This window comes from Nonomuraea sp. NPDC049504 (assembly GCF_040676845.1).
Lineage (GTDB): Bacteria > Actinomycetota > Actinomycetes > Streptosporangiales > Streptosporangiaceae > Nonomuraea > Nonomuraea salmonea.
Genome location: NZ_JBFAPT010000027.1, coordinates 118,340 through 136,969, shown reverse-complemented (window position 1 = coordinate 136,969; position 18,630 = coordinate 118,340). Strand labels below are relative to the sequence as shown.

Sequence of the window (18,630 nt, the reverse complement as noted above, 5' to 3'; positions counted from 1 at the left end):
TGTATATGGATAAATGGCGATTTAGGGGAGTATGCACGACTCCCCATGGCCAGCGAGGCGGCTAATTCTCGCTGCGCCCGGCCGGCGGGATCACCCCTTCACCCACGAGCTCTCAGCGGCGATCAAGCTCGTATCTGATCAGATGTTTGTCGGCTGGCAAAACCGACACGGCGACACGCACAGGCATGTCAGCCCGGTCGTACCCCACTCTGACGTACACCATGACTGGTGTACCGAGTTCGAGCTGGAGCCGCTCTGCCTCCTCTTGGTTAGGCATACGCGCCCAGATGTCGTCGACGACGCGCACCTGCGCATGGCCCAGCTCCTCCAGCACCCGGTTCGCCCCTCGCGCGATGTCACCGGGCCTGGCGATCTCGGAATCTGCGACTAGATCACGGGGAAAGTAGGAGTCGTTGGTGTTGTACGGCTGTCCGTCCACGAACCGCAGACGGCGTCTCACCACCGCCAGCTCCCCATCGGCCAGCTCGAGCCTGCTGGCGATCTCCTCGACCGGAGACACCGTCAGGACCTCGATGTACTGGCTGGGCGCCCGGCCCTCCTGCGCGACGGCGTAGGCGAAGGCCTCGCGAAGTTCCCCGGTGGGTTGTGGCTCCAGCTCCCGCTGCGGATAGATCAGTAACGGGCGCCGGTCTCGGACCACCGTGCCGCGCCGCGGCGTGCGCGTGACGAGCCCCTCGTTGACGAGTTCGCCGAGGGCCAGTCGCACGGTGTTCCTGCTCACCCCATGGTCTTCCATGAGCTGCGCCTCGGTCGGCAGCTGTGCCCCGGGGCCGAGGACACCCGAGTAGATGGCTCGACGCAACTCCGAAGCCACCTGCTGATACAGCACCGACCTTGCCACTTTCACCCCTTTTGTTCCAACAATTTAGACGATCTGGTTCTAGCAGGCCACAACCCCTTGACCGAACCCCCTTGACCGGCCCATCATCCATTCGTTGGTACAAATCCATCTAAAGGCCGGTGAGGGGGTGAAGGCCAGTGTTGCCGGTCCGCGCGGGTACGCCATACCTGCCCTGGCAGGACCCTCGCGAAGCAACGCGTTCACTGCGTTACGCGTCGCTCCGCCTGCGGTCAACCCACACCTACCAGAGCATGGGCGGCGGCACGCCCGCGCACACGGTGTCGGCTGAGCTGACTGCGAGATGCGCCGACGGATCCTTAGTCCGCAACGAGGAGGTTGGCGCCCCCGTCGCGCATTCCATCGATGACCCGGTCGGAGCAGTTCGACGCATCGCACGTATCCGGCAGCTGGAGCCTTCGCGCTCCCCCATCGACTCCGTGTGCGGATCAACGGTTTAGGACTCCATCCCTCGCCGGAGTCCTGGATCGTCGCACACGGGGCAGGAAGCGCGTCCTGGCGGGTCCCCCACGCCCGCCAGGGCGCGCTTTCCTCCGAGGGGACCGGCAGAACCGACGCCTCCATCTCCCGATGGGGGCCTTTCCATGTGCGGGGGGCGGTGCGCGGGCGGACATGCGAGCACCGCGTGACCTCCTCGCGGTCACGCGAGCCTTCGCGTACGCAACGCTCACGTCTGCCCCAAGTCCGCGCCGTCCGCGTCGACGACGCCTACTGCCTCATCATCAACCCTCAGGGCCGAACGTGGGGACACCTTTCGTGATGGTGGGACTGGTGGGATTTACGGGTACCAATCCAATTTCCGGCTCAAGGTCAGAAACCGGGAGGATTTACGGCGCCGTCCCCGCAGCGGCGCCCGTCCCAGGTTCGCTCCCGTCGCCGGCCGGCGCCCAGTTCAGCAGCGTCACCCCCGCCGCGACCTCGACATATTCTCCCGTCACCGGCTCCCAGGGCACCGGTGGCCGCGGCGCCCGCCAGTTCCCGTACACGAGGCAGCCCGGCACCGCCGCCAGCCGGACCATTACCACTAGGTATGGATCGCGTCTTCCCGGCACGAAGGGTTGACGGCTGACGATCCAGCTCTCCACCGTCCCCTCGGGCGCCACCTCCCGCCAGCGCCACTCCTCCGTACGGCAGGCCGCGCAGAACGCGCGCGGCGGGAACCGGAGCGCGCCACAGGAGCAGCACTCCTGCACCGCGAACCGCCGCTCCGCCAGCCGCTCCCACCAGGGCGCCGAGTCGCGGTCGGGCTGGGGCAGGTAGCCGGTCATCGGTCGCTCCTCCAGAGGTGGCCGGTCAGCGAAGGCTCCTCGCGAAAGCCGGTCATCGGTCGCTCCTCAGGATCAGGGCCGAGGTGGCGGGCAGGACGTAGCCGGGCTGCGCCGTCGAGAGCGCCACCTCGGCCCCGGCCACCTGCCGCTCCCCCGCCTCGCCGCGCAGCTGGGAGACCGCCTCGGCGATGTGGTTGATGCCGTGCACGTATCCCTCCGACAGGAAGCCGCCGTGCGTGTTGACCGGCAGCGGGCCGCCGAGCGCGGTGGCGCCGGAGGCCACGTACGGGCCGCCCTCGCCCTTGGGGCAGAAGCCGTAGTCCTCCAGCTGCACGATCACCGAGTACGTGAAGCAGTCGTACAGCTCGGCCACGTCGATGTCGGCGGGCCCGAGGCCGGCCTGGGCGTACAGGCGGGGCGCCAGCTCGGCGGCGGCCGTCACCGTGGGGTCGGCGGCGCCGCCCGACAGGTGCGAGGTACCGCCGCCCCAGGCCGCCGCCGAGATGAGGACGGGCGGGCGGCGCAGCGCGCGGGCGCGTTCGGCCGTGGTGACGACGACGGCGCACGCCCCGTCGGTCTCCAGGCAGCAGTCCAGCAGCCGGAACGGCTCGGCGATCCACCGACTGGCCAGGTAGTCGTCCAAAGTGATGGGGGTGCGCATGAGGGCGCGCGGGTTGGCGGCGGCGTGGGCGCGCTGGGTGACGGCCAGGTGGCCGAAGTGCTCGGCGGTGGTGCCGTAGCGGATCATGTGGGCGCGGGCGTACATGGCGTACTGCTGGGGCGGGGCGACGTAGCCGTATGGGGCCTGGTACTGCACCTCGGGGCTGACCGGCAGGGCGCGTCCTGTGCCGCCCATGCGGAACTCGGAGCGGGCGTTGATGGCGCGGTAGCAGACGACGGTCTCGGCCATCCCCGTGGCCACGGCGAGCGCGGCCTGGCCGACGACGGCGTGCGAGACGCTGCCGCCGCCGAACTGGTCGAGGTGCCAGGTGACGCCGGTCAGGCCGAGCGCGGGCGCGACGAGCGCGGGCGGGACGGAGTCGCCGACGCGGTGGGTGGCCAGGCCGTCCACGGCGTCGGGCGGCAGCCCGGCGTCCTCCAGGGCGGCGAGCACGGCACGGCAGGCCAGGGTGAGCGTGCTGACTCCCGAGTCCTTGGAGAAGGGGGTCCAGCCGACGCCCGCGACCGCGGTGCGGTCGCGGAATTCAAGCAAGCGCTTGGGCACAATGGCACCGTAGGCAGCCGCTCTCGCCGCTGTCAACGCAGGTCGGAGGGTACGACTTGACAGCCGTTTCGGCTTCCCCCTAGCGTCCAAGCAAGCGCTTGGTAAGATTGAGCGCACAGGCGGACGAGGAGGCCCACCCATGAGCACACACGCTGCCCGGCTCATCGCACCGGACGGCTGCCGCGGCCTTCCCACGCCCCATCAGCGCAGGATTCGCAACGGAGCCGCCATGGCCACGGGCCCAGCCCAGCCTGTCCAAAGCGGTCAGAACGGCCAGAGCGGCCGGCTGGACAGCCGCCGTTTCCGGCAGGTGCTGGGCAGGTTCGCGACCGGGGTGGTGGCGATCACCGCCGTCGATCCGGTGGACGGCCGGCCGTACGGACTGGCCGCCAACTCCTTCACCTCCGTCTCGCTCGACCCGCCCCTCATCGCCTTCTGCGTGGGCCACACCAGCACGAGCTGGCCGAAGGTGCGCGGAGCCAAGGTCGTCACCGTCAACGTGCTGGCCGAGACCCAGCAGGCCGTCTGCGTGCAGATGGCGGCCAAGGGCGGCGACAAGTTCGCCGGGCTGGCGTGGACCGGCTCCCCCGGCGGCAACCCCGTGCTCGACGGCGCGCTGGCCTGGCTGGACTGCGCGGTCGAGGCCGAACATCCGGCCGGCGACCACGTGATCGTGGTGGCGCGGGTGCTCCAGCTCGACACGCACGCCGACGGCGGCCCGCTGGTGTTCTTCCGCGGCGGCTACGGCGGATTCGTCGGGGGGTTCGTTGAGCCTGCGTGAGGAGGCGCGGGCCTTTCTGGAGGAGAGCCTGAGCGGCCCGTTCGCCCACGCGCGCGGGCTCGGCGGCCCCGGTCGCGAGCACGAGGGCCACGAGCTGCGCCAGGCGTGGGAGCGCCACCTCGGCAAGCACGGCTGGACGTGCCTGGCCTGGCCCGAACGGTACGGCGGCCGCGCCGCCTCGCTGGAGGACCAGGTCGCCTTCCACGAGGAGTACGCCAGGGCCGACGCCCCCGCCCGGGTCGGCCACATCGGCGAGGGCCTGATCGGCCCGACCATCCTGGAGTTCGGCACCGAGGAGCAGAAGGAGCGCTTCCTGCCGCCGATCCAGCGCGGCGACGAGCTGTGGTGCCAGGGCTACTCCGAGCCCGACGCCGGCTCCGACCTGGCGAACATCCGCACCAGGGCCCGCCTCGAAGGCGGCGAGTGGGTGATCACCGGGCAGAAGGTCTGGACGTCGCTGGCGCACGTGGCCGACTGGTGCTTCGCGCTGTGCAGGACGGAGGAGGGCTCGCAGCGGCATCGCGGGCTGTCGTACCTGCTGGTCCCCATGAAGCGGCCGGGAGTCGAGGTACGGCCGATCGTGCAGCTCACCGGCACCTCGGAGTTCAACGAGGTGTTCTTCGACGGCGCCCGCACGGCGGCGGGGAACCTGCTCGGCGCGCCCGGCGACGGCTGGCGGGTGGCGATGGCCACGCTCGGGCACGAGCGCGGCGCCTCCACCCTCGGCCAGCAGATCGGCTTCCGCCGGGAGCTGCGGCGGGTCATCGAGACGGCGAAGCGCACCGGGGCGGCCGGCGACCCCGTGCTGCGCGACCGGCTCGTCCGGTCGTGGCTGGAGCTGGAGATCATGCGGCTCAACGCGCTCAGGATGCTCCGCTCCGACCGGCCGGGCCCCGAGGCGTCGATCGCCAAGCTCTACTGGTCGGAGTGGCACCGCAGGCTGGGCGAGCTGGCGCAGGCCGTACAGGGGCGGGCGGGGCTGGTAGGAGAGCTCGACGCGCTGCAGCGCCTCTACCTGTTCAGCAGGGCCGACACGATCTATGCCGGTTCGAGCGAGATCCAGCGCACCATCATCGCCGAGCGCACGCTGAAGCTCCCCCGCTGAACGGAGCCGCACCCATGCCCACGTCCTACCCCAGAGCGCACGGCCTGCTCGACGGCCGGGTCACGCTGGTCACCGCCGCCGCGGGCGCGGGCATCGGCTACGCAACGGCCCGGCGCTGCGCCGAGGAGGGCGCCACGATCGTGCTGTCGGACCGGCACGAGCGCCGCCTGGCCGCCGCCGCCGAGGCGCTGACCGAGCTGACCGGCGTCAAGCCGCTGGCCGTGCCGTGCGACGTGACCTCGGAGGCGCAGGTGCTCGCGCTGTTCGACGCGGTGGTGGAGGCGCACGGGCGGCTGGACGTGGTGGTCAACAACGCCGGACTCGGCGGTACGGCCCCGCTCGCCGACATGACCGACGAGGAGTGGCACGCCGTCATCGACGTCACCTTGACCGGCACCATGCGCTGCACCAGGGCGGCTCTGCGGCACATGATCCCGCAGGGCGGCGGCGTCATCGTCAACAACGCCTCCGTGGTCGGCTGGCGGGCCCAGCGCGGGCAGGCGCACTACGCGGCGGCCAAGGCCGGGGTCATGGCGCTGACCAGGTGCGTCGCTTTGGAGGCCGCCGAGCACGGGATCCGGGTCAACGCCGTGGCGCCGTCGCTGGCGGTGCACCCGTTCCTCGCGAAGGTGACGAGCGAGGAGCTGCTGGCGGAGCTGGCGGCCAAGGAGGCGTTCGGGCGGTCGGCGGAGCCGTGGGAGGTCGCGAACGTGATCGTCTTCCTGGCCAGCGACTATTCCTCGTACATGACCGGCGAGGTGGTCTCGGTCTCCTCGCAGCATCCCTGACCGGCGCGACGCCTGGCGACCGACCAGTTGGTATGGCATGCTCCCAGAACATGACTCTGTTCTCCGTTGAAGGCAAGACCGTCGTCGTCACGGGCGGCTCGCGCGGCATCGGGCGCATGATCGCGGCCGGGTTCGTGGCCGCCGGCGCGGACGTGTACATCTCCGCCCGCAAGACGGCCGAGGTCGAGAAGACGGCCGCCGAGCTGGGCTGCCGGGCGGTGCCCGCCGACCTGTCCACGCCCGACGGGATCGACCGCCTGGTGTCGGCCGTGGCGGGGCCGCTGCACGTGCTGGTGAACAACGCCGGCGCCACCTGGGGCGCGCCGCTGGAGGAGTTCCCCGAGCACGCCTTCGACAAGCTCTGGAACATCAACGTCAAGGGCGTCTTCTACCTGACGCAGAAGTTCCTGCCGCAGCTGCGGCAGGCGGCCGGCGCCGACGACCCCGCGCGGGTGATCAACGTGGGCTCGGTGGACGGCATCAGGGTGCCGGCGCTGGAGAGCTACGCCTACTCCTCGACCAAGTCGGCCGTCCACATGCTGACCCGCCACCTCGCCCAGCGCCTGGCCAAGGAGCACATCACGGTGAACGCCATCGCCCCCGGGCCCTTCGACTCGAAGATGATGGCGTTCGCGCTCGACGACCCCGGCACCCGCGAGGCCGTCGCGCAGAGCGTGCCGCTCGGGCGCATCGGCCGGCCCGACGACATGGCGGGCGCGGCCATCTACCTGTCGTCGCGGGCGGGGGCCTACCTCACGGGGGCGGTCATCCCCGTGGACGGCGGCATCACCTGCTAGCCCAGCAGCTCGCGCAGCGCCGCCGCGAACCGCGCCGGAGCGGCGGGGTCGAGGTTGAGGAAGAAGTACGGCTCGGTCAGCTCCAGCTCGATCAGCACCGGCTCGCCGCCGGGTAGCCGGACCAGGTCGATCCTGGCATAGAGAAGGTCATGGGGTACGGCGGTGAGCACCTTCTCGGCGAGTTCGACCTGGTCCGGGGCTGGTGTGCGCAGCTCGGCCCGCTCGTTGTCCTCGGTGGTGGCACCGGGGGCGAGCATGGGGCTGCGGCGTACGGCGTGGCTGAAACGGCGGTTGAAGTAGAGCAGGGAGGTCTCGCCCTCCGACTCGACCATGTCGAGGTAGGGCTGGACCATCGGCGTGCGCCCCGCGGCCTCCAGCGCCGCGGCCAGCCGGGCGGCCTCGGCGCGGTCGGTGGTCCTGGTGGTGTCGCGGGCGCCGGCGGAGACGGCCGGCTTGACGACGTATTCCGGCCAGTGGGGCAGCTCTCGCGACGACCAGTGCGTGGGCACGATCGGCACGCCCAGCTCACGCAGGTAGGTCTTGTCGGTGTTGGCGTCGATCACGGGGTACGGATTGAGCAGCCGCGTGACCGAGGCCACGCGCCGCGCCCACCCGACGAACTCCTCGCGCCTGTCCACGTAGTCCCAGACGCTGCGGACCACCACGGCGTCGTAGGCGCTCCAGTCGGCGTCAGGGTCGTCCCAGCGCTCGGCGCGCCCCTCGATGCCGGCCTCCCGCCAGGCCGCCAGCATCGGGGCGAGCTCGTCATCGGGCCCGTCAAACGTGGCATAAGCACAGATAGTCACGCAGGGATGCTAATACGCCGCGAGCCGGGCTATTTCCGGCCCGGCTCGCTGCGGTCGGGCCGCGCCGCGGTCCGGCGGTCGCGCGGCGCGGCCCTGGCTGTGCTAGTCGACCACGTCGTCCACGACGACGTCGCTGCCGTTGGTGCCCGTCACGGCGTTGCCGTTGACGTTGTTGAAGCTGGTGGCGCCACGACCGCCGCTGACGTTGACGTTGACGACGTTGCCGAAGTTGTTGCCCGACTGCGAGGAGCTGGCGTTACGGCTGGAGTTGCCCGCGTTGGTGTCGGCGTAGGCGGGGGCCGACAGCAGGGTGACGCCGGCGGCGGTGGCGGCGATGACACCGGTCACGCAGAGCTTCTTCATCATGATGTGTCCTTTCGAGGTGCTGTTTTCTCGGACGTCAGCCGGTCAGTAGAAGATGTAGGTCACCGTGATCCCGCCGTTGGTCGCGGTCGGGGCGATGCCGTTGATGTTGTTGACGTTGGTCGAGAGCCCGTCGCCGTCGTTGCCGGCGAGGACGTCTCCGAAGGCGTTTCCCGACTGGGCCGAGTCGGTGTTGGCACTCCGGTTGACGGCCCAGTTGCCACCCGCCCAGGGGCCTGCCCACCGGGCCCAGTCGTCGTCAGCGTGAGCGGGGGTTGCGAGTAGCGCTCCGCCGACGGCCGTTGCGAGCACGGCCGCGACGGTCCACACCCTTCTGATCACATCTGCTCCTTCGCCATCCGAGGGGGAAGCCCGCCGGGGACGGCGGCCACCGGGCCCGAAGGGCGCCGCCGGCCCCGTTGGGGCTTCCTTGACCTCAGGGGATCAAGGTCAGTGCGAGCATATAACCATGCGTGGTCGAATGGTAGCTAGGAGTGATCAGAACATTGTTCGGAGATTACGCTGACAAGGGGTGTCAGTGACCCGGGCTTACCGTCCGCGCATGATCTACGAACTGCGGCGCTACCGCATGCGCCCGGGACGGCGCGACACCCTGATCTCGCTGTTCGAGCGGGAGTTCATCGAAGGACAGGAGGCGGCGGGCATGCGGGTGCCCGGCTCCTTCCGCGAGGCCGGGGAGCCGGACACGTTCCCCTGGTTGCGGGCCTTTCCCTCCATGGAGGAGCGGCGCGCCTCGCTCGAAACCTTCTACGGCGGGCCGGTGTGGCAGGCCCACCGCGACGCCGCCAACGCCACCCTCGACGACTCCGACGACGTGCTGCTGCTGCGGCCCGTCGGGCCCGAGCCGCCCCTGTCCGAGCGCCCGCCCGCCGGCGCCACCGGCCTGCCGCCCGCCCTGTACGTCGCCACCGTCCACCACGTCGGGGCCGGCTTCGCCGGGATCTTCGCTCGCGAGGTCGCACCCGTGCTGGCCGAGGCGGGGGTGCCCGTCGTCGCGTGCTTCGAGAGCGAGCACGCCGAGAACACCTACCCGCGGCTGCCCGTACGGACCGGAGTGAACGTGTTCGTGTGGTTCGCCCGCTTCGACAGCCCGGAGAAGGAGCAGGAGGTGGACCTCCCGATGATCACCCCCCACCTCACCGCCCCTTCACTCCGCCTCAAACTCCACCCAACGGCCCGCTCAACCATGCGCTGACGTGGAGGGCCGATCGGGCCTCCCGGCCGGGGGCCCGGGCGCTGGTCGGGGGGCCGGGCGCTGGCCGGGAGGCGGGCGAATCAGATTGGTTGGCCGTAGACGGGTTCTGGAGGTGGGGCCGTGGTCAGGAGGTCGGTGACTACCGGGCCGACGTCCGCCGGGTCCCAGCGGGCGTCGCGGTCCACCTTCGGGCCGTGACGCCAGCCCGTCGCCAGCGCGATCGTCCCGCCCTCCACCTCGAACACCCGGCCCGTCACGTGCGCCGACTCCTCCGAGCCGAGCCAGACGACCAGCGGGGAGACGTTCGCGGGGTCCATGGGGTCGAAGCCGGACACGGGGCGGGCCATGGACTCCGCGAACACCTGCTCGGTCATCCTGGTACGCGCGGCGGGCGCGATCGCGTTGACCGTCACCCCGTACCGCGCCAGCTCGGCGGCGGCCACCAGGGTCAGCGCGGCGATGCCCGCCTTGGCCGCCGCGTAGTTGCCCTGCCCCACGCTGCCCATCAGGCCCGCGCCCGACGAGGTGTTGATCACCCGGCCGCTGACCCGGTCGCCCGCCTTGGCCCGCTCCCGCCAGTAAGCCGCCGCATGCCGCAACGGCGCCGCGTGCCCCTTGAGGTGGACGCGTACGACGTCGTCCCACTCCTGCTCGGTCATCGAGACCAGCATCCTGTCCCGTACGAAGCCGGCGTTGTTGACCAGCACGTCCAGCCGCCCGTACGCGCTGACGGCGGTCTTGACCAGCCGCGCCGCGCCGTCCCAGTCGGCGACGTCCTCGTTGCTGGGCACCGCCTGCCCGCCGAGGTCGCGGATCTCCTCCGCCACCGCCAGGGCGGGCCCCGCCGAGCCGCCCTCGCCGCCGGGCCCGGTGCCGAGATCGTTCACCACGACGCGAGCGCCCTGCCGGGCGAACTCCAGCGCGTGCTCCCTTCCGATGCCCCGACCGGCACCCGTCACGACCACCACGCGCCTGGCACAGATACCCACGCAGACCTCCCAAGAAGGATCAAGCACAAATACCAGCAAACGCCCCCAGAAACCACCCTCCGAGAGCAAGGCAGGGGGTAGGCGCCACCCCACGCGACTCCCCACAGGCGCGGAGCGAGCGCCCGCGGGCGGCTTCCCATAGGCGCGGAGGCAGCGCCCCCCGGGCGGCTTCCCATAGGCGGGGTGTGAGCGCCCTTCGAAGTAGGCGGTCAAGGTGGGGCGGTGGTGAGGAGGTGCCAGGCGGGGACTTCGCCGCCGCCGTCCACGCGGACTTCTGCGCCGGTCACGTAGCCCGGGGCGGCCAGCCATAGGCAGGCGGCGGCGACGTCCTCGGGGGTGGCCGGGCGGCCGGCCGGGATCGCGGAGGCGTCCACGTCGTGGCCGCCGTAGTGGGCCGCCGCGTCGGGGGTGGCGGCCAGGCCGACGACGACCGTGTTCACGCGGACGTGGGGCGCCCATTCCGCGGCCAGGCAGCGGGCCAGGTGGTGCAGCCCGGCCTTGGCGGCGCCGTACGCGGCGGTGCCCGGCGACGGCCTGGCCCCGCTGGCGCTGCCGATCATCACGACGGCCCCGCCCACGGCGGCGAGCAGCGGGTACGCGCGCTGCGCCACCAGCAGCGGGGCCGTCAGGTTGAGCTCGATGACCTTGGCGTGCAGGCGCGGCGAGGTGCCTACGAGCGGCGCGGGCGGCGACCCTCCGGCGTTGTTGACCACCACGTCGAGCCGCTCGAACCCGGAGATCAGCCGTTCCACGTCCTCAGGCACCCGCACGTCGGCCCGTACGAACCGAGGAGCCGGCAGCTCTCCCCCCAGATCCACGCACGGAGCCCGCGACCCTCCCACCGGACCCACATGAGGCGCCCGCGGATCTTCCCCTTTGTGTGCGGGAGAAGACCATGACCCTCCCCCAGCACCCGCACGAGGAGGCCGCGGGTCTTCCCCCGGGTCCACGCGAAGACCCCGCGATCTTCCCCTCGGATCCGCGCGGGGCGGCCTCGGGTCTCTCCCCGGATCTGCGCGAAGGGGCCGCGGATCTTCCTCTGGATCCGCGTGAGAGGGCTGCGGATCCGCGCGAGGGGGTCGCGGATCCGCATGAGGGGGTCGCGAGTCGTTTGCTGGGGGTGGGGTGCGGGCGCAGATGGTGACGGTGGCGCCGGCGGTTTGGAAGGCCTTGGCGATGCCGGCGCCGATGCCGCGGGTGCCGCCCGTCACCAGGACGTGCTTGCCCGCGTAGTCGTAAGAGACGGTCACGGGTGCTACCGTACCAAGCAAGCGTTAGGTGGAGGAGAGTGGATGGGGATCTCGCTGCTGGACGGGCCCGTCGCGGAGGTGGTCGTGGACGTGCCGCCGGTGAACGCGCTGGCCGTACGCCACTGGGAGGAGCTGGCGCGGGCCCTGCGCACGGCCGGCGACGACCCCGCGACCAGGGTGGTCGTGCTGCGGGCCGAGGGCCGCGGGTTCAACGCCGGGGTGGACATCAAGGAGATGCGCGACACCGACGGCTTCACCGCCCTGGTCGGGGCGAACCGCGCCTGCCACGCGGCCTTCGCCGCCGTCTACGAGTGCGCCGTCCCCGTGATCGCCGCCGTGCACGGCCACTGCCTGGGCGGCGGCATCGGGCTGGTGGGCAACGCGGATGTGGTGGTGGCCGGCGAGGACGCCTACTTCGGGCTGCCCGAGGTGGACAGGGGCGCACTCGGCGCCGCCACCCACCTGGCCAGGCTGGTGCCCGGCCATCTGATGCGGGCGATGGTCTACACGTGCAGGAACGCGACGGCGGCGCAGCTGCACGCGTTCGGGTCGGTGCTGGAGGTGGTGCCGCGCGACAAGCTGCGGGACGCCGCCATGGAGGTGGCCGGGCAGATCGCCGCCAAGGACCCGTACGTGATCCGCCGCGCCAAGGAGTCGCTCAACGGCATCGACCCGATCGACGTCAACCGCAGCTACCGCTTCGAGCAGGGCTTCACCTTCGAGCTGAACCTGATGGGCGTCGGCGACCGGCACCGGGAGCGGTTCGCGTGAGCAAGGTGATGACGGCCTCCGACGTGGCCGGCCAGGTGGAGAGCGGCATGACGGTCGGGATCGGCGGCTGGGGGTCACGGCGCAAGCCCATGGCGCTGGTGTCGGCCCTGCTCCGCTCCCCCGTACTCGACCTCACGATCGTCTCCTGCGGCGGCCCCGACGTCGGCATGCTCTGCGCGGCGGGGAAGGTGCGCAGGGTGGTGGCCCCGTTCGTCACGCTCGACACCATCCCCCTGGAGCCGCACTTCCGGCGGGCCAGGCAGCGCGGCGAGATCGCGTTCACCGAGTACGACGAGGGCATGTTCATGTTCGGCCTGCTGGCGGCGGCGCACCGGCTGCCGTTCCTGCCGACGCGGGCGGGGCTCGGCTCCGACGTGCTGCGGGTCAACCCGGAGCTGCGGACGGTCCGGTCGCCGTACGGGGACGGGGAGGAGCTGGTCGCGGTGCCCGCGCTGACCATGGACGTGGCCTTCGTCCACCTCAACAGGGCCGACGCGCGGGGCAACGCCCAGTACCTGGGGCCCGATCCGTACTTCGACGACCTCTACGCCAAGGCGGCGGCCCGGTGTTACGTCTCGTGCGAGCGGCTGGTGGACCCGGCCGACCTGCTCAAGGAGGGCCCGGTGCAGTCGTTGCTGATCAGCCGGTCGATGGTGGCGGGGGTGGTGGAGGCGCCGGGTGGTGCGGGGTTCACCTCGTGCGAGCCCGACTACGGGCGCGACGAGGCGGAGCAGCGGGTGTACGCCGAGACGTCTTGGGAGGACTACCGTGAGCGGCTCGGCTGAGATGACGACCACGACCCCGCCCGTGACGCGTGCTGACGTGTGCGTGGTGGCGTGCGCGGAGGCGTTCAGGGGTGACGGGGAGATCCTGGCGGCCGGGATCGGCGGGCCCGTCACGGTGCTGGCGGCGCGGCTGGCGCGGCTGACGTTCGAGCCCGACCTGCTCACCAGCGACGGCGTCTGCCTGCTCACCGGCGACGTGCCCGCGCTGGGGGCGGCGCCCGAGGTGGTGGAAGGGTGGCTGCCGTTCCGCGACCACCTGTGGCTGGTGCTGAACGGACGCCGGCACGTCATGCTCGGCGCGAGCCAGATCGACCGGTACGGCAACACGAACATCTCCTGCGTCGGCGACTGGGCGCGGCCCAAGGCGCAGCTCCTGGGGGTGCGCGGGGCGCCGGGCAACACGCGCTGCGACCCGACCAGCTATTGGATCCCCCGGCACGGGCGGCGGGTGTTCGTGCCCGAGGTGGACATGGTGAGCGGCATCGGCACCGACCGGGGCGCGTACGAGCTGCGCCGCGTCGTGACGAACCTCGCCGTCCTCGACTTCTCCGGCCCTGGCGGGACGATGCGGCTGGTGTCGGCGCATCCTGGCGTGAGCGTGGCCGACGTGGTGGCGGCGACGGGGTTCGAGCTGGCCGGGGCCGACGGGGACGTGCCGCGTACGCGGGAGCCGACCGCCGAGGAGCTGCGGGTGCTCGGCCGCCTCGACCCCGGCCGGCTGCGCGACCGCGAGGTGCCGGTGTGAGGACCGCGCTGACCTCGCTCGTCGGCTGCCGGTACCCCATCGTGCAGACCGGCATGGGGTACGTCGCGGGCGCCCGGCTCGCCGCCGCCACGTCGCGAGCCGGTGGGCTCGGCGTCATCGGGGCGGCCACCATGTCGGTGCCCGAGATGACGGCGGCGATCAGGCGGGTGAAGGAGCGTACCGACGCGCCCTTCGGCGTGAACCTGCGCGCCGACGCCGACGACGCGGCCGAACGGGTGGAGGTGCTGGTCAGGGAGGGGGTGCGGGTGGCGTCTTTCGCGCTGGCGCCGCGACCTGAGCTGATCTCCCGGCTCAAGGACGCCGGGGTCGTCGTCATCCCGTCCGTGGGGGCGCGGCGGCACGCCGAGAAGGTGGCGGGGTGGGGGGCGGACGCGGTCATCGTGCAGGGCGGCGAGGGCGGCGGGCACACCGGGCCCCTCGCGACCACGCTGCTGCTGCCGCAGGTGGCGGACGCGGTGGACATCCCGGTCGTCGCGGCCGGCGGGTTCTTCGACGGGCGAGGGCTGGTGGCGGCGCTCGCGTACGGGGCCTGCGGGATCGCCATGGGCACCCGCTTCCTGCTGACCAGCGACTCGCCGGTGCCCGACGAGGTGAAGCGGGTCTACCTGACGGCCCGGGAGACCGTGGTGACCAGGAACGTGGACGGGGTCCCGCACCGGGTCCTGCACACGCCGTTCGTGGCCTCCCTCGATCGGTCGCGGCTCGTGCGGGCGGTGGTCAACGCGGCGCGCTTCAAGCGGCTCTCGGGGCTGTCGTGGGGGTCGCTGCTGCGCGAGGGGCGGCGGATGCGGCGCGGGCGGGAACTGACGTGGGCCCAGGTGCTCCAGGCCGCCAACACGCCGGTGCTGCTGCGGGCGGCCATGGTCGAGGGGCGGGCGGACCTGGGGGTGATGGCGTCGGGGCAGGTGGTCTCGGTGCTGGACGACCTGCCGTCGTGCCAGGAGCTGATCGAACGCATCATGGCAGAGGCCAAAACCACCCTCGCCCGTCTCCCGTGACCGAAGCGAAAAAGGACCCACCGCACTTCGGCACAGGTCCCTTTGGGACGAAGGGGGGAGGCGCTGGTCGTCGCAGGATGGGGACTCGCCGCACTTCGCCACAGGTCCCAGGCGCTGGCTGTTGGAGGGTGGGGACTCGCCGCGCAGGAGGAGGGGGCCCTCTGCTCTCCTTTCCTCTCGGGGCCTCTGCTCAGAGGACGGTGATGCCGCGGGCGGCGAGGATGGCGGCGGCCTGCGACTGGGTGATGATGGCGCCGGAGAAGGCGCGGAGTTTGGTGTCGTCCGGTTCGCCGAGGTCGGCGCCTCTCAGGTCGGCCTTCGCGAACTTGGTGCTCAGGAGGCGGGTGCCTCGGAGGCGGCAATCCACCAGGGTTGCCTCGGTGAAGTCGCAGCCTGACAGGTCGGCGTCGTCGAAGCGGACGCCTTCGATGGTCTCGCCGCGCAGTGAGCAGCCGCCGAGGTTGGCGAGGGTCAGGTTGCAGCGGGACAGCGTGAAACCGGTGCCGCGCGAGCCGGTGAGCATCGCGCCGATCATGCGGCAGCCGGCGAACGACGCGTCGGTCAGCAACGCCCCGCCGAACTGCGCGGAGGACAGGTCGACGTCGGTGAAGCGGGCGTCGATGAGGTCGGCGTCGGCGAACCGGATGCGCATCCCGCCCCCGCCGGTGAACACGGCCCCGTCGAGGTCGGCCTTGCGGAGGTCGGCGCCCTCCAGGACGCACGACTCGAAGCGGGCGCCGGCCAGCGGCGCGCCCCACAGGTCGGCCTCGGTGAGGTCGCACTCGCGGAAGACGTGGGCCTCGTCGGAGGAGAGCCGCTCGGCCAGCGCCTGGTGGGAGAGGTCCGCGCCGTCGAAGATCACCGTCAGAGGCTACCAGTCAGCACCTCGGCGGCGGCCTGTCCGCAGACCCTGGCGGACCCGTACGTGGCGATGTGCACGTCGCCCAGGTCGGAGCGTACGGGCAGCCCCATCTCGACCACGACGGCGTCGGGACGGGCCCCGAGCAGGTGCCGCAGCGCCTCGGCCTGCCAGGGGTGCCGGTGCGCGTCCCTGACGACCACGACCAGCGGGCGGTCGGCGGCGAGCACGAGCAGGCGGTCCAGCTCGGCCCCCGTGGCCGAGCCGGCGGTGAGGCGGGTGACGGTGGTGCCGGGCCGCAGGCGGGCGAGCGGCTCGCCGACGCCCCACGGGGTGCCCTTGTCGATGGCCAGGTTCATCTCGGGGGCCAGCTCGACGACGTGCGGCGCAGGTCCGATGGGCAGCACGGGCGCGGTGGAGTGGCGGGTGACGCGGACGGCACGGCGAGCCGCCTCCAAGCCGATCCCGCCGTCGGAATGGCGAGCCGCCTCCAAGCCGACCCCGCCGTCGGAATGGCGGGCCGCCTCAAGGCCCGTCCTGCCGTCGGAATGGCGGGGGGCCTCCAGGCCGGTCCCGCCGTCGGAGTGGCCCCGGCTGCCCGAGGAGGCGGCCCAGCCGGCCAGCTCGCGGACCCTTCGAGCGGCGTCGGCCAGCCGCTCCTCGGGCAGCAGTCCGGTGGTGACGGCGGTCGCGATCGCGTCGCGGACGCCGTCGGCGGTGGCCTCGTCGGCGTGCTCGCCGCCGACGCAGATGGCGTCGGCCCCGGCGGCCAGGGCTCGGGCAGAAGCGCCGCCGATCCCGTACGCCTCCGACACGGCCGCCATCTCGATGCCGTCGGTGATGATCAGCCCGTCGAACCCGAGCTCCTCGCGCAGCAGCCCGGTGAGCACCTTGGGGCTGAGCGTGGCGGGCCGCTCGGCGTCGTACGACGGCACGAGCAGGTGCCCGGTCATGATCACCTTGACGCCCTCGTCGATGGCCTCGCGGAACGGGTGCAGGGCGTCCTGGATCCCGCTCTCGGCGACGACGGGCACGCCGTGGTGGGAGTCGACGGTGGTGTCGCCGTGCCCGGGGAAGTGCTTGGCGGTGGCGGCCACCCCGGCGGACTGCAGGCCGCGGACGAACGCGCGGGTGTGCCGGGCGACCAGGGACGGGTCGGCGCCGAAGGCGCGCAGGCCGATGACGGGGTTGTCGGGGTTGGAGTTGACGTCGGCCGAGGGGGCGAAGTCGATGGTGATGCCGGCCCTGGCCAGGTCGTGGCCGAGGTCGCGGGCCAGGGCTTCGGTGAGCCGTACGTCGTCCACGACGCCGAGCGCGTACCCGCCGGGCCTGCTGCTGCCGGTGGCCACCTCCAGCCTGGTGACCTCGCCCGACTCCTCGTCGGTGCCGATGAGCACCGAGGGGTTCTCCGCGCGCAGCTCGGCGGTGAGCCGGGCGAGCTGGCCGGGGCCGGCGATGTTGCGGGAGAACAGCGCGACGCCGGCGAGCCCGGCGCCGAGCCGGCGGCGCAGCCAGTCGGGCGAGGTGCGGCCGGTGAAGCCGGGGAAGAGGACGGCGTCGGCGAGGCGAAGCAGGTCACCGCTGAGGGACATGCACCGCAATCTAATAGGAAAGTTTCCTATTTGCTAGAGGCATTTTCTGACGTCAACCCGCTCCCGTCGGTGCGGAACTCCGCCACCGTCCGCACGGGCGCGTCCCTGCGGTCCACGAAGTCCACGGCTCGGAAGGCCACCCGCAGCTCCCCTGGGTCAGCGACGCACGACAGGTAGCCGCGGCGGCCGTCGAAGAACTCGAGGTGCGGGTTCGCGGCCAGCACCGCGGGGCCGTCCGTGGCGGGCGGCCTGCTGCTGATCGACGAGCACACGAACTCCGCGCCCACCGTCGCCGAGCCGGGGTCGAGGAAGTCGGCCTTCAGCTCGCCCGCCCAGGCGTTGTGCACGTCGCCGCTGACCACCACCAGGCCAGGGGCGCCCGCCGCCAGGATGCGGGCGCGCTCGGCCGGGTGGCCGTCCCACGAGTCCGTACGCAGATTGGGCGCCGGCCCCGGCACGAACCGGCGGGCGAAGAACAGCGGCTGCACCAGCACCCGCCACCGCACCGGCGAGCCGCGCAGCCGGTCGAGCAGCCACGCCTCCTGCGCCGCCCCGAGCATGGTGGTGGCGTCCCGGTGCTGGCGGGTGTCGAGCACCATGAAGTCGGCGACCGTCCCGTACGTCCGCCTGCGGTACATCTGCAGCCCGCCGCCCTGCGGCCGCACCCTGATGGGCTGGTTCTCGTAGTACGCCTGATAGGCCACCTCCCGCCGGCGCAGGAACCCCGCGGACCCGTCACCCCGGCCCCGGTAGTTGTCGAGCACCTCGTGGTCGTCCCAGGTGGGGACCCAGGGCGCGGCGGCGTGGGCGGCCCGCAGGTCGGGGTCGGTGCGGTAGCGGGCGTAGCGCAGGCGGTACTCGCGCAGGGTGTCGGCCTCGCCGGGCAGCGGGCCCAGCGCGCGGACGACGGCGGCCGACTGCGGCGACTCGTAGATGTAGTCGCCGACGTGGAAGATCACGTCCGGCCGCTCGGCGGCGAGGTGGCGGTAGGCGGTGTAGTAGCCGTGCTCCCAGCGCTGGCAGCAGGCGACCGCGAAGCGTACGGGACGGGTGGAGCCCGGGTCGTCGGCGGTCCTCGTGCGGCCCACGGGGCTCTGCTCGGCGCCGGCCCTGAACCGGTAGAAGTAGTCGGTGCCGGGCGCCAGCCCGGCCACCCTGACGTGCACGCTGTGCGCCCACGCCGGCAGCGCGTTGACGCGCCCCTGGCGCAGGCCCCTGGTGAAGCGCTCGTCCTCGGCGAGCTGCCAGTCCACCTCGACGGCCCTCGGCGGCATGCCGCCGGGCCGGGCGGGGTCGGTGGCGAGGGGATCGACGGCTAATCGGGTCCAGAGCAGCACGCCGTCGGGCATCGGCTCGCCGGAGGCGACGCCCAGCGTGAACGGGTCGGCCAT

General features: G+C 72.2%; 20 protein-coding genes and 1 pseudogene. 9 read left to right on the top strand and 12 right to left on the bottom strand.

Going from position 1 to position 18,630, the window contains the following annotated elements; genetic code table 11:
* Positions 1 to 112 precede the first annotated feature (112 nt).
* The 3 genes from AB0K28_RS39935 to AB0K28_RS39925 all read right to left on the bottom strand — a co-directional run bounded on the left by AB0K28_RS39935 (position 113) and on the right by AB0K28_RS39925 (position 3,373).
* The gene (locus AB0K28_RS39935; RefSeq protein WP_345398553.1) at positions 113 to 850 is read right to left on the bottom strand and encodes a GntR family transcriptional regulator; all 738 of its coding nucleotides are present in this window, start codon (positions 848 to 850) and stop codon (positions 113 to 115) included.
* An 857-nt stretch (positions 851 to 1,707) separates the two neighbouring features.
* Complete coding sequence (locus AB0K28_RS39930; RefSeq protein WP_364380571.1) at positions 1,708 to 2,148, bottom strand: zinc ribbon domain-containing protein; 441 nt, start codon at positions 2,146 to 2,148, stop codon at positions 1,708 to 1,710.
* A gap of 52 nt (positions 2,149 to 2,200) precedes the next feature.
* A complete protein-coding gene (locus AB0K28_RS39925) occupies positions 2,201 to 3,373 on the bottom strand; it encodes an acetyl-CoA acetyltransferase (RefSeq protein ID WP_364380568.1) in 1,173 nt (390 codons plus the stop codon).
* Between the two features lie 139 nt (positions 3,374 to 3,512).
* Between AB0K28_RS39925 and AB0K28_RS39920 the strand changes: the two genes are divergently transcribed.
* From AB0K28_RS39920 to AB0K28_RS39905, 4 genes are read left to right on the top strand one after another with little or no spacing between them, the layout of a single operon-like run.
* Positions 3,513 to 4,154 (top strand): flavin reductase family protein, encoded by a 642-nt coding sequence (locus tag AB0K28_RS39920; RefSeq protein WP_364380565.1) that lies wholly within the window; start codon positions 3,513 to 3,515, stop codon positions 4,152 to 4,154.
* Positions 4,141 to 5,259, top strand: coding sequence for an acyl-CoA dehydrogenase family protein (locus AB0K28_RS39915; RefSeq protein WP_364380562.1), 1,119 nt, complete (start codon positions 4,141 to 4,143; stop codon positions 5,257 to 5,259). The genes AB0K28_RS39920 and AB0K28_RS39915 overlap by 14 nt, the downstream gene beginning before the upstream one ends.
* A gap of 14 nt (positions 5,260 to 5,273) precedes the next feature.
* Positions 5,274 to 6,047 carry an SDR family oxidoreductase gene (locus AB0K28_RS39910; RefSeq protein WP_345398544.1) on the top strand — a complete coding sequence of 258 codons (774 nt, stop codon included), beginning with the start codon at positions 5,274 to 5,276 and terminating at the stop codon, positions 6,045 to 6,047.
* A gap of 50 nt (positions 6,048 to 6,097) precedes the next feature.
* Positions 6,098 to 6,844: an SDR family oxidoreductase gene (locus tag AB0K28_RS39905; protein WP_364380558.1), complete on the top strand. Its 747-nt coding sequence runs from the start codon at positions 6,098 to 6,100 to the stop codon at positions 6,842 to 6,844.
* Here the strand turns inward: AB0K28_RS39905 and AB0K28_RS39900 are convergent.
* From AB0K28_RS39900 to AB0K28_RS39890, 3 genes are all read right to left on the bottom strand, one after another.
* Positions 6,841 to 7,650 carry a hypothetical protein gene (locus AB0K28_RS39900; RefSeq protein ID WP_364380555.1) on the bottom strand — a complete coding sequence of 270 codons (810 nt, stop codon included), beginning with the start codon at positions 7,648 to 7,650 and terminating at the stop codon, positions 6,841 to 6,843. The two genes, AB0K28_RS39905 and AB0K28_RS39900, sit on opposite strands and share 4 nt — an antisense overlap.
* A gap of 102 nt (positions 7,651 to 7,752) precedes the next feature.
* Positions 7,753 to 8,016: a hypothetical protein gene (locus AB0K28_RS39895; RefSeq protein WP_364380552.1), complete on the bottom strand. Its 264-nt coding sequence runs from the start codon at positions 8,014 to 8,016 to the stop codon at positions 7,753 to 7,755.
* A 42-nt stretch (positions 8,017 to 8,058) separates the two neighbouring features.
* Positions 8,059 to 8,355, bottom strand: a complete 297-nt coding sequence (locus tag AB0K28_RS39890) for a hypothetical protein (RefSeq protein ID WP_345398526.1) — start codon at positions 8,353 to 8,355, stop codon at positions 8,059 to 8,061.
* Between the two features lie 220 nt (positions 8,356 to 8,575).
* Between AB0K28_RS39890 and AB0K28_RS39885 the strand changes: the two genes are divergently transcribed.
* A complete protein-coding gene (locus tag AB0K28_RS39885) occupies positions 8,576 to 9,229 on the top strand; it encodes an NIPSNAP family protein (RefSeq protein ID WP_364380549.1) in 654 nt (217 codons plus the stop codon).
* 80 nt (positions 9,230 to 9,309) lie between these two features.
* Here AB0K28_RS39885 and AB0K28_RS39880 read toward each other — a convergent pair whose 3' ends face one another.
* The 3 genes and pseudogenes from AB0K28_RS39880 to AB0K28_RS39870 form a co-directional block, all read right to left on the bottom strand.
* A complete protein-coding gene (locus AB0K28_RS39880) occupies positions 9,310 to 10,218 on the bottom strand; it encodes an SDR family oxidoreductase (RefSeq protein WP_364380546.1) in 909 nt (302 codons plus the stop codon).
* 209 nt (positions 10,219 to 10,427) lie between these two features.
* Positions 10,428 to 11,036, bottom strand: a complete 609-nt coding sequence (locus AB0K28_RS39875) for an SDR family oxidoreductase (RefSeq protein ID WP_364380607.1) — start codon at positions 11,034 to 11,036, stop codon at positions 10,428 to 10,430.
* A gap of 306 nt (positions 11,037 to 11,342) precedes the next feature.
* Positions 11,343 to 11,429 (bottom strand): annotated as a pseudogene (locus AB0K28_RS39870) (short-chain dehydrogenase); the annotation flags it as partial.
* A gap of 81 nt (positions 11,430 to 11,510) precedes the next feature.
* Between AB0K28_RS39870 and AB0K28_RS39865 the strand changes: the two are divergent.
* The 4 genes from AB0K28_RS39865 to AB0K28_RS39850 are packed head-to-tail and all read left to right on the top strand — an operon-like array spanning position 11,511 to position 14,788.
* Positions 11,511 to 12,239: an enoyl-CoA hydratase family protein gene (locus tag AB0K28_RS39865; RefSeq protein ID WP_364380543.1), complete on the top strand. Its 729-nt coding sequence runs from the start codon at positions 11,511 to 11,513 to the stop codon at positions 12,237 to 12,239.
* Positions 12,240 to 12,247: 8 nt separating this feature from the next.
* The gene (locus AB0K28_RS39860) at positions 12,248 to 13,024 is read left to right on the top strand and encodes a CoA-transferase (protein WP_364380604.1); all 777 of its coding nucleotides are present in this window, start codon (positions 12,248 to 12,250) and stop codon (positions 13,022 to 13,024) included.
* A gap of 1 nt (position 13,025) precedes the next feature.
* Positions 13,026 to 13,769 (top strand): CoA-transferase, encoded by a 744-nt coding sequence (locus tag AB0K28_RS39855; protein ID WP_364380601.1) that lies wholly within the window; start codon positions 13,026 to 13,028, stop codon positions 13,767 to 13,769.
* The gene (locus AB0K28_RS39850) at positions 13,766 to 14,788 is read left to right on the top strand and encodes a nitronate monooxygenase (protein ID WP_364380540.1); all 1,023 of its coding nucleotides are present in this window, start codon (positions 13,766 to 13,768) and stop codon (positions 14,786 to 14,788) included. Before AB0K28_RS39855 ends, AB0K28_RS39850 begins: the two co-directional genes overlap by 4 nt.
* Positions 14,789 to 14,978: 190 nt before the next feature.
* Here AB0K28_RS39850 and AB0K28_RS39845 read toward each other — a convergent pair whose 3' ends face one another.
* From AB0K28_RS39845 to AB0K28_RS39835, 3 genes are read right to left on the bottom strand one after another with little or no spacing between them, the layout of a single operon-like run.
* Positions 14,979 to 15,650, bottom strand: a complete 672-nt coding sequence (locus AB0K28_RS39845; RefSeq protein ID WP_345398513.1) for a pentapeptide repeat-containing protein — start codon at positions 15,648 to 15,650, stop codon at positions 14,979 to 14,981.
* A 2-nt stretch (positions 15,651 to 15,652) separates the two neighbouring features.
* On the bottom strand, positions 15,653 to 17,239 hold the full coding sequence (locus tag AB0K28_RS39840) for a glycoside hydrolase family 3 N-terminal domain-containing protein (protein ID WP_364380537.1): 1,587 nt from the start codon (positions 17,237 to 17,239) through the stop codon (positions 15,653 to 15,655).
* Positions 17,240 to 17,265: 26 nt separating this feature from the next.
* Complete coding sequence (locus AB0K28_RS39835; protein WP_364380534.1) at positions 17,266 to 18,630, bottom strand: alkaline phosphatase D family protein; 1,365 nt, start codon at positions 18,628 to 18,630, stop codon at positions 17,266 to 17,268.

What these genes read in the sequence shown, in the direction of transcription:
- AB0K28_RS39930 (WP_364380571.1), bottom strand. Translation starts at nt 2,148, where the DNA reads ATGACCGGCTACCTGCCCCAGCCCGACCGCGACTCGGCGCCCTGGTGG.
- AB0K28_RS39835 (WP_364380534.1), bottom strand. Translation starts at nt 18,630, where the DNA reads ATGGCCGACCCGTTCACGCTGGGCGTCGCCTCCGGCGAGCCGATGCCC.
- AB0K28_RS39885 (WP_364380549.1), top strand. Translation starts at nt 8,576, where the DNA reads ATGATCTACGAACTGCGGCGCTACCGCATGCGCCCGGGACGGCGCGAC.
- AB0K28_RS39840 (WP_364380537.1), bottom strand. Translation starts at nt 17,239, where the DNA reads ATGTCCCTCAGCGGTGACCTGCTTCGCCTCGCCGACGCCGTCCTCTTC.
- AB0K28_RS39865 (WP_364380543.1), top strand. Translation starts at nt 11,511, where the DNA reads ATGGGGATCTCGCTGCTGGACGGGCCCGTCGCGGAGGTGGTCGTGGAC.
- AB0K28_RS39855 (WP_364380601.1), top strand. Translation starts at nt 13,026, where the DNA reads ATGACGACCACGACCCCGCCCGTGACGCGTGCTGACGTGTGCGTGGTG.
- AB0K28_RS39910 (WP_345398544.1), top strand. Translation starts at nt 5,274, where the DNA reads ATGCCCACGTCCTACCCCAGAGCGCACGGCCTGCTCGACGGCCGGGTC.
- AB0K28_RS39860 (WP_364380604.1), top strand. Translation starts at nt 12,248, where the DNA reads ATGACGGCCTCCGACGTGGCCGGCCAGGTGGAGAGCGGCATGACGGTC.
- AB0K28_RS39920 (WP_364380565.1), top strand. Translation starts at nt 3,513, where the DNA reads ATGAGCACACACGCTGCCCGGCTCATCGCACCGGACGGCTGCCGCGGC.
- AB0K28_RS39905 (WP_364380558.1), top strand. Translation starts at nt 6,098, where the DNA reads ATGACTCTGTTCTCCGTTGAAGGCAAGACCGTCGTCGTCACGGGCGGC.
- AB0K28_RS39895 (WP_364380552.1), bottom strand. Translation starts at nt 8,016, where the DNA reads ATGATGAAGAAGCTCTGCGTGACCGGTGTCATCGCCGCCACCGCCGCC.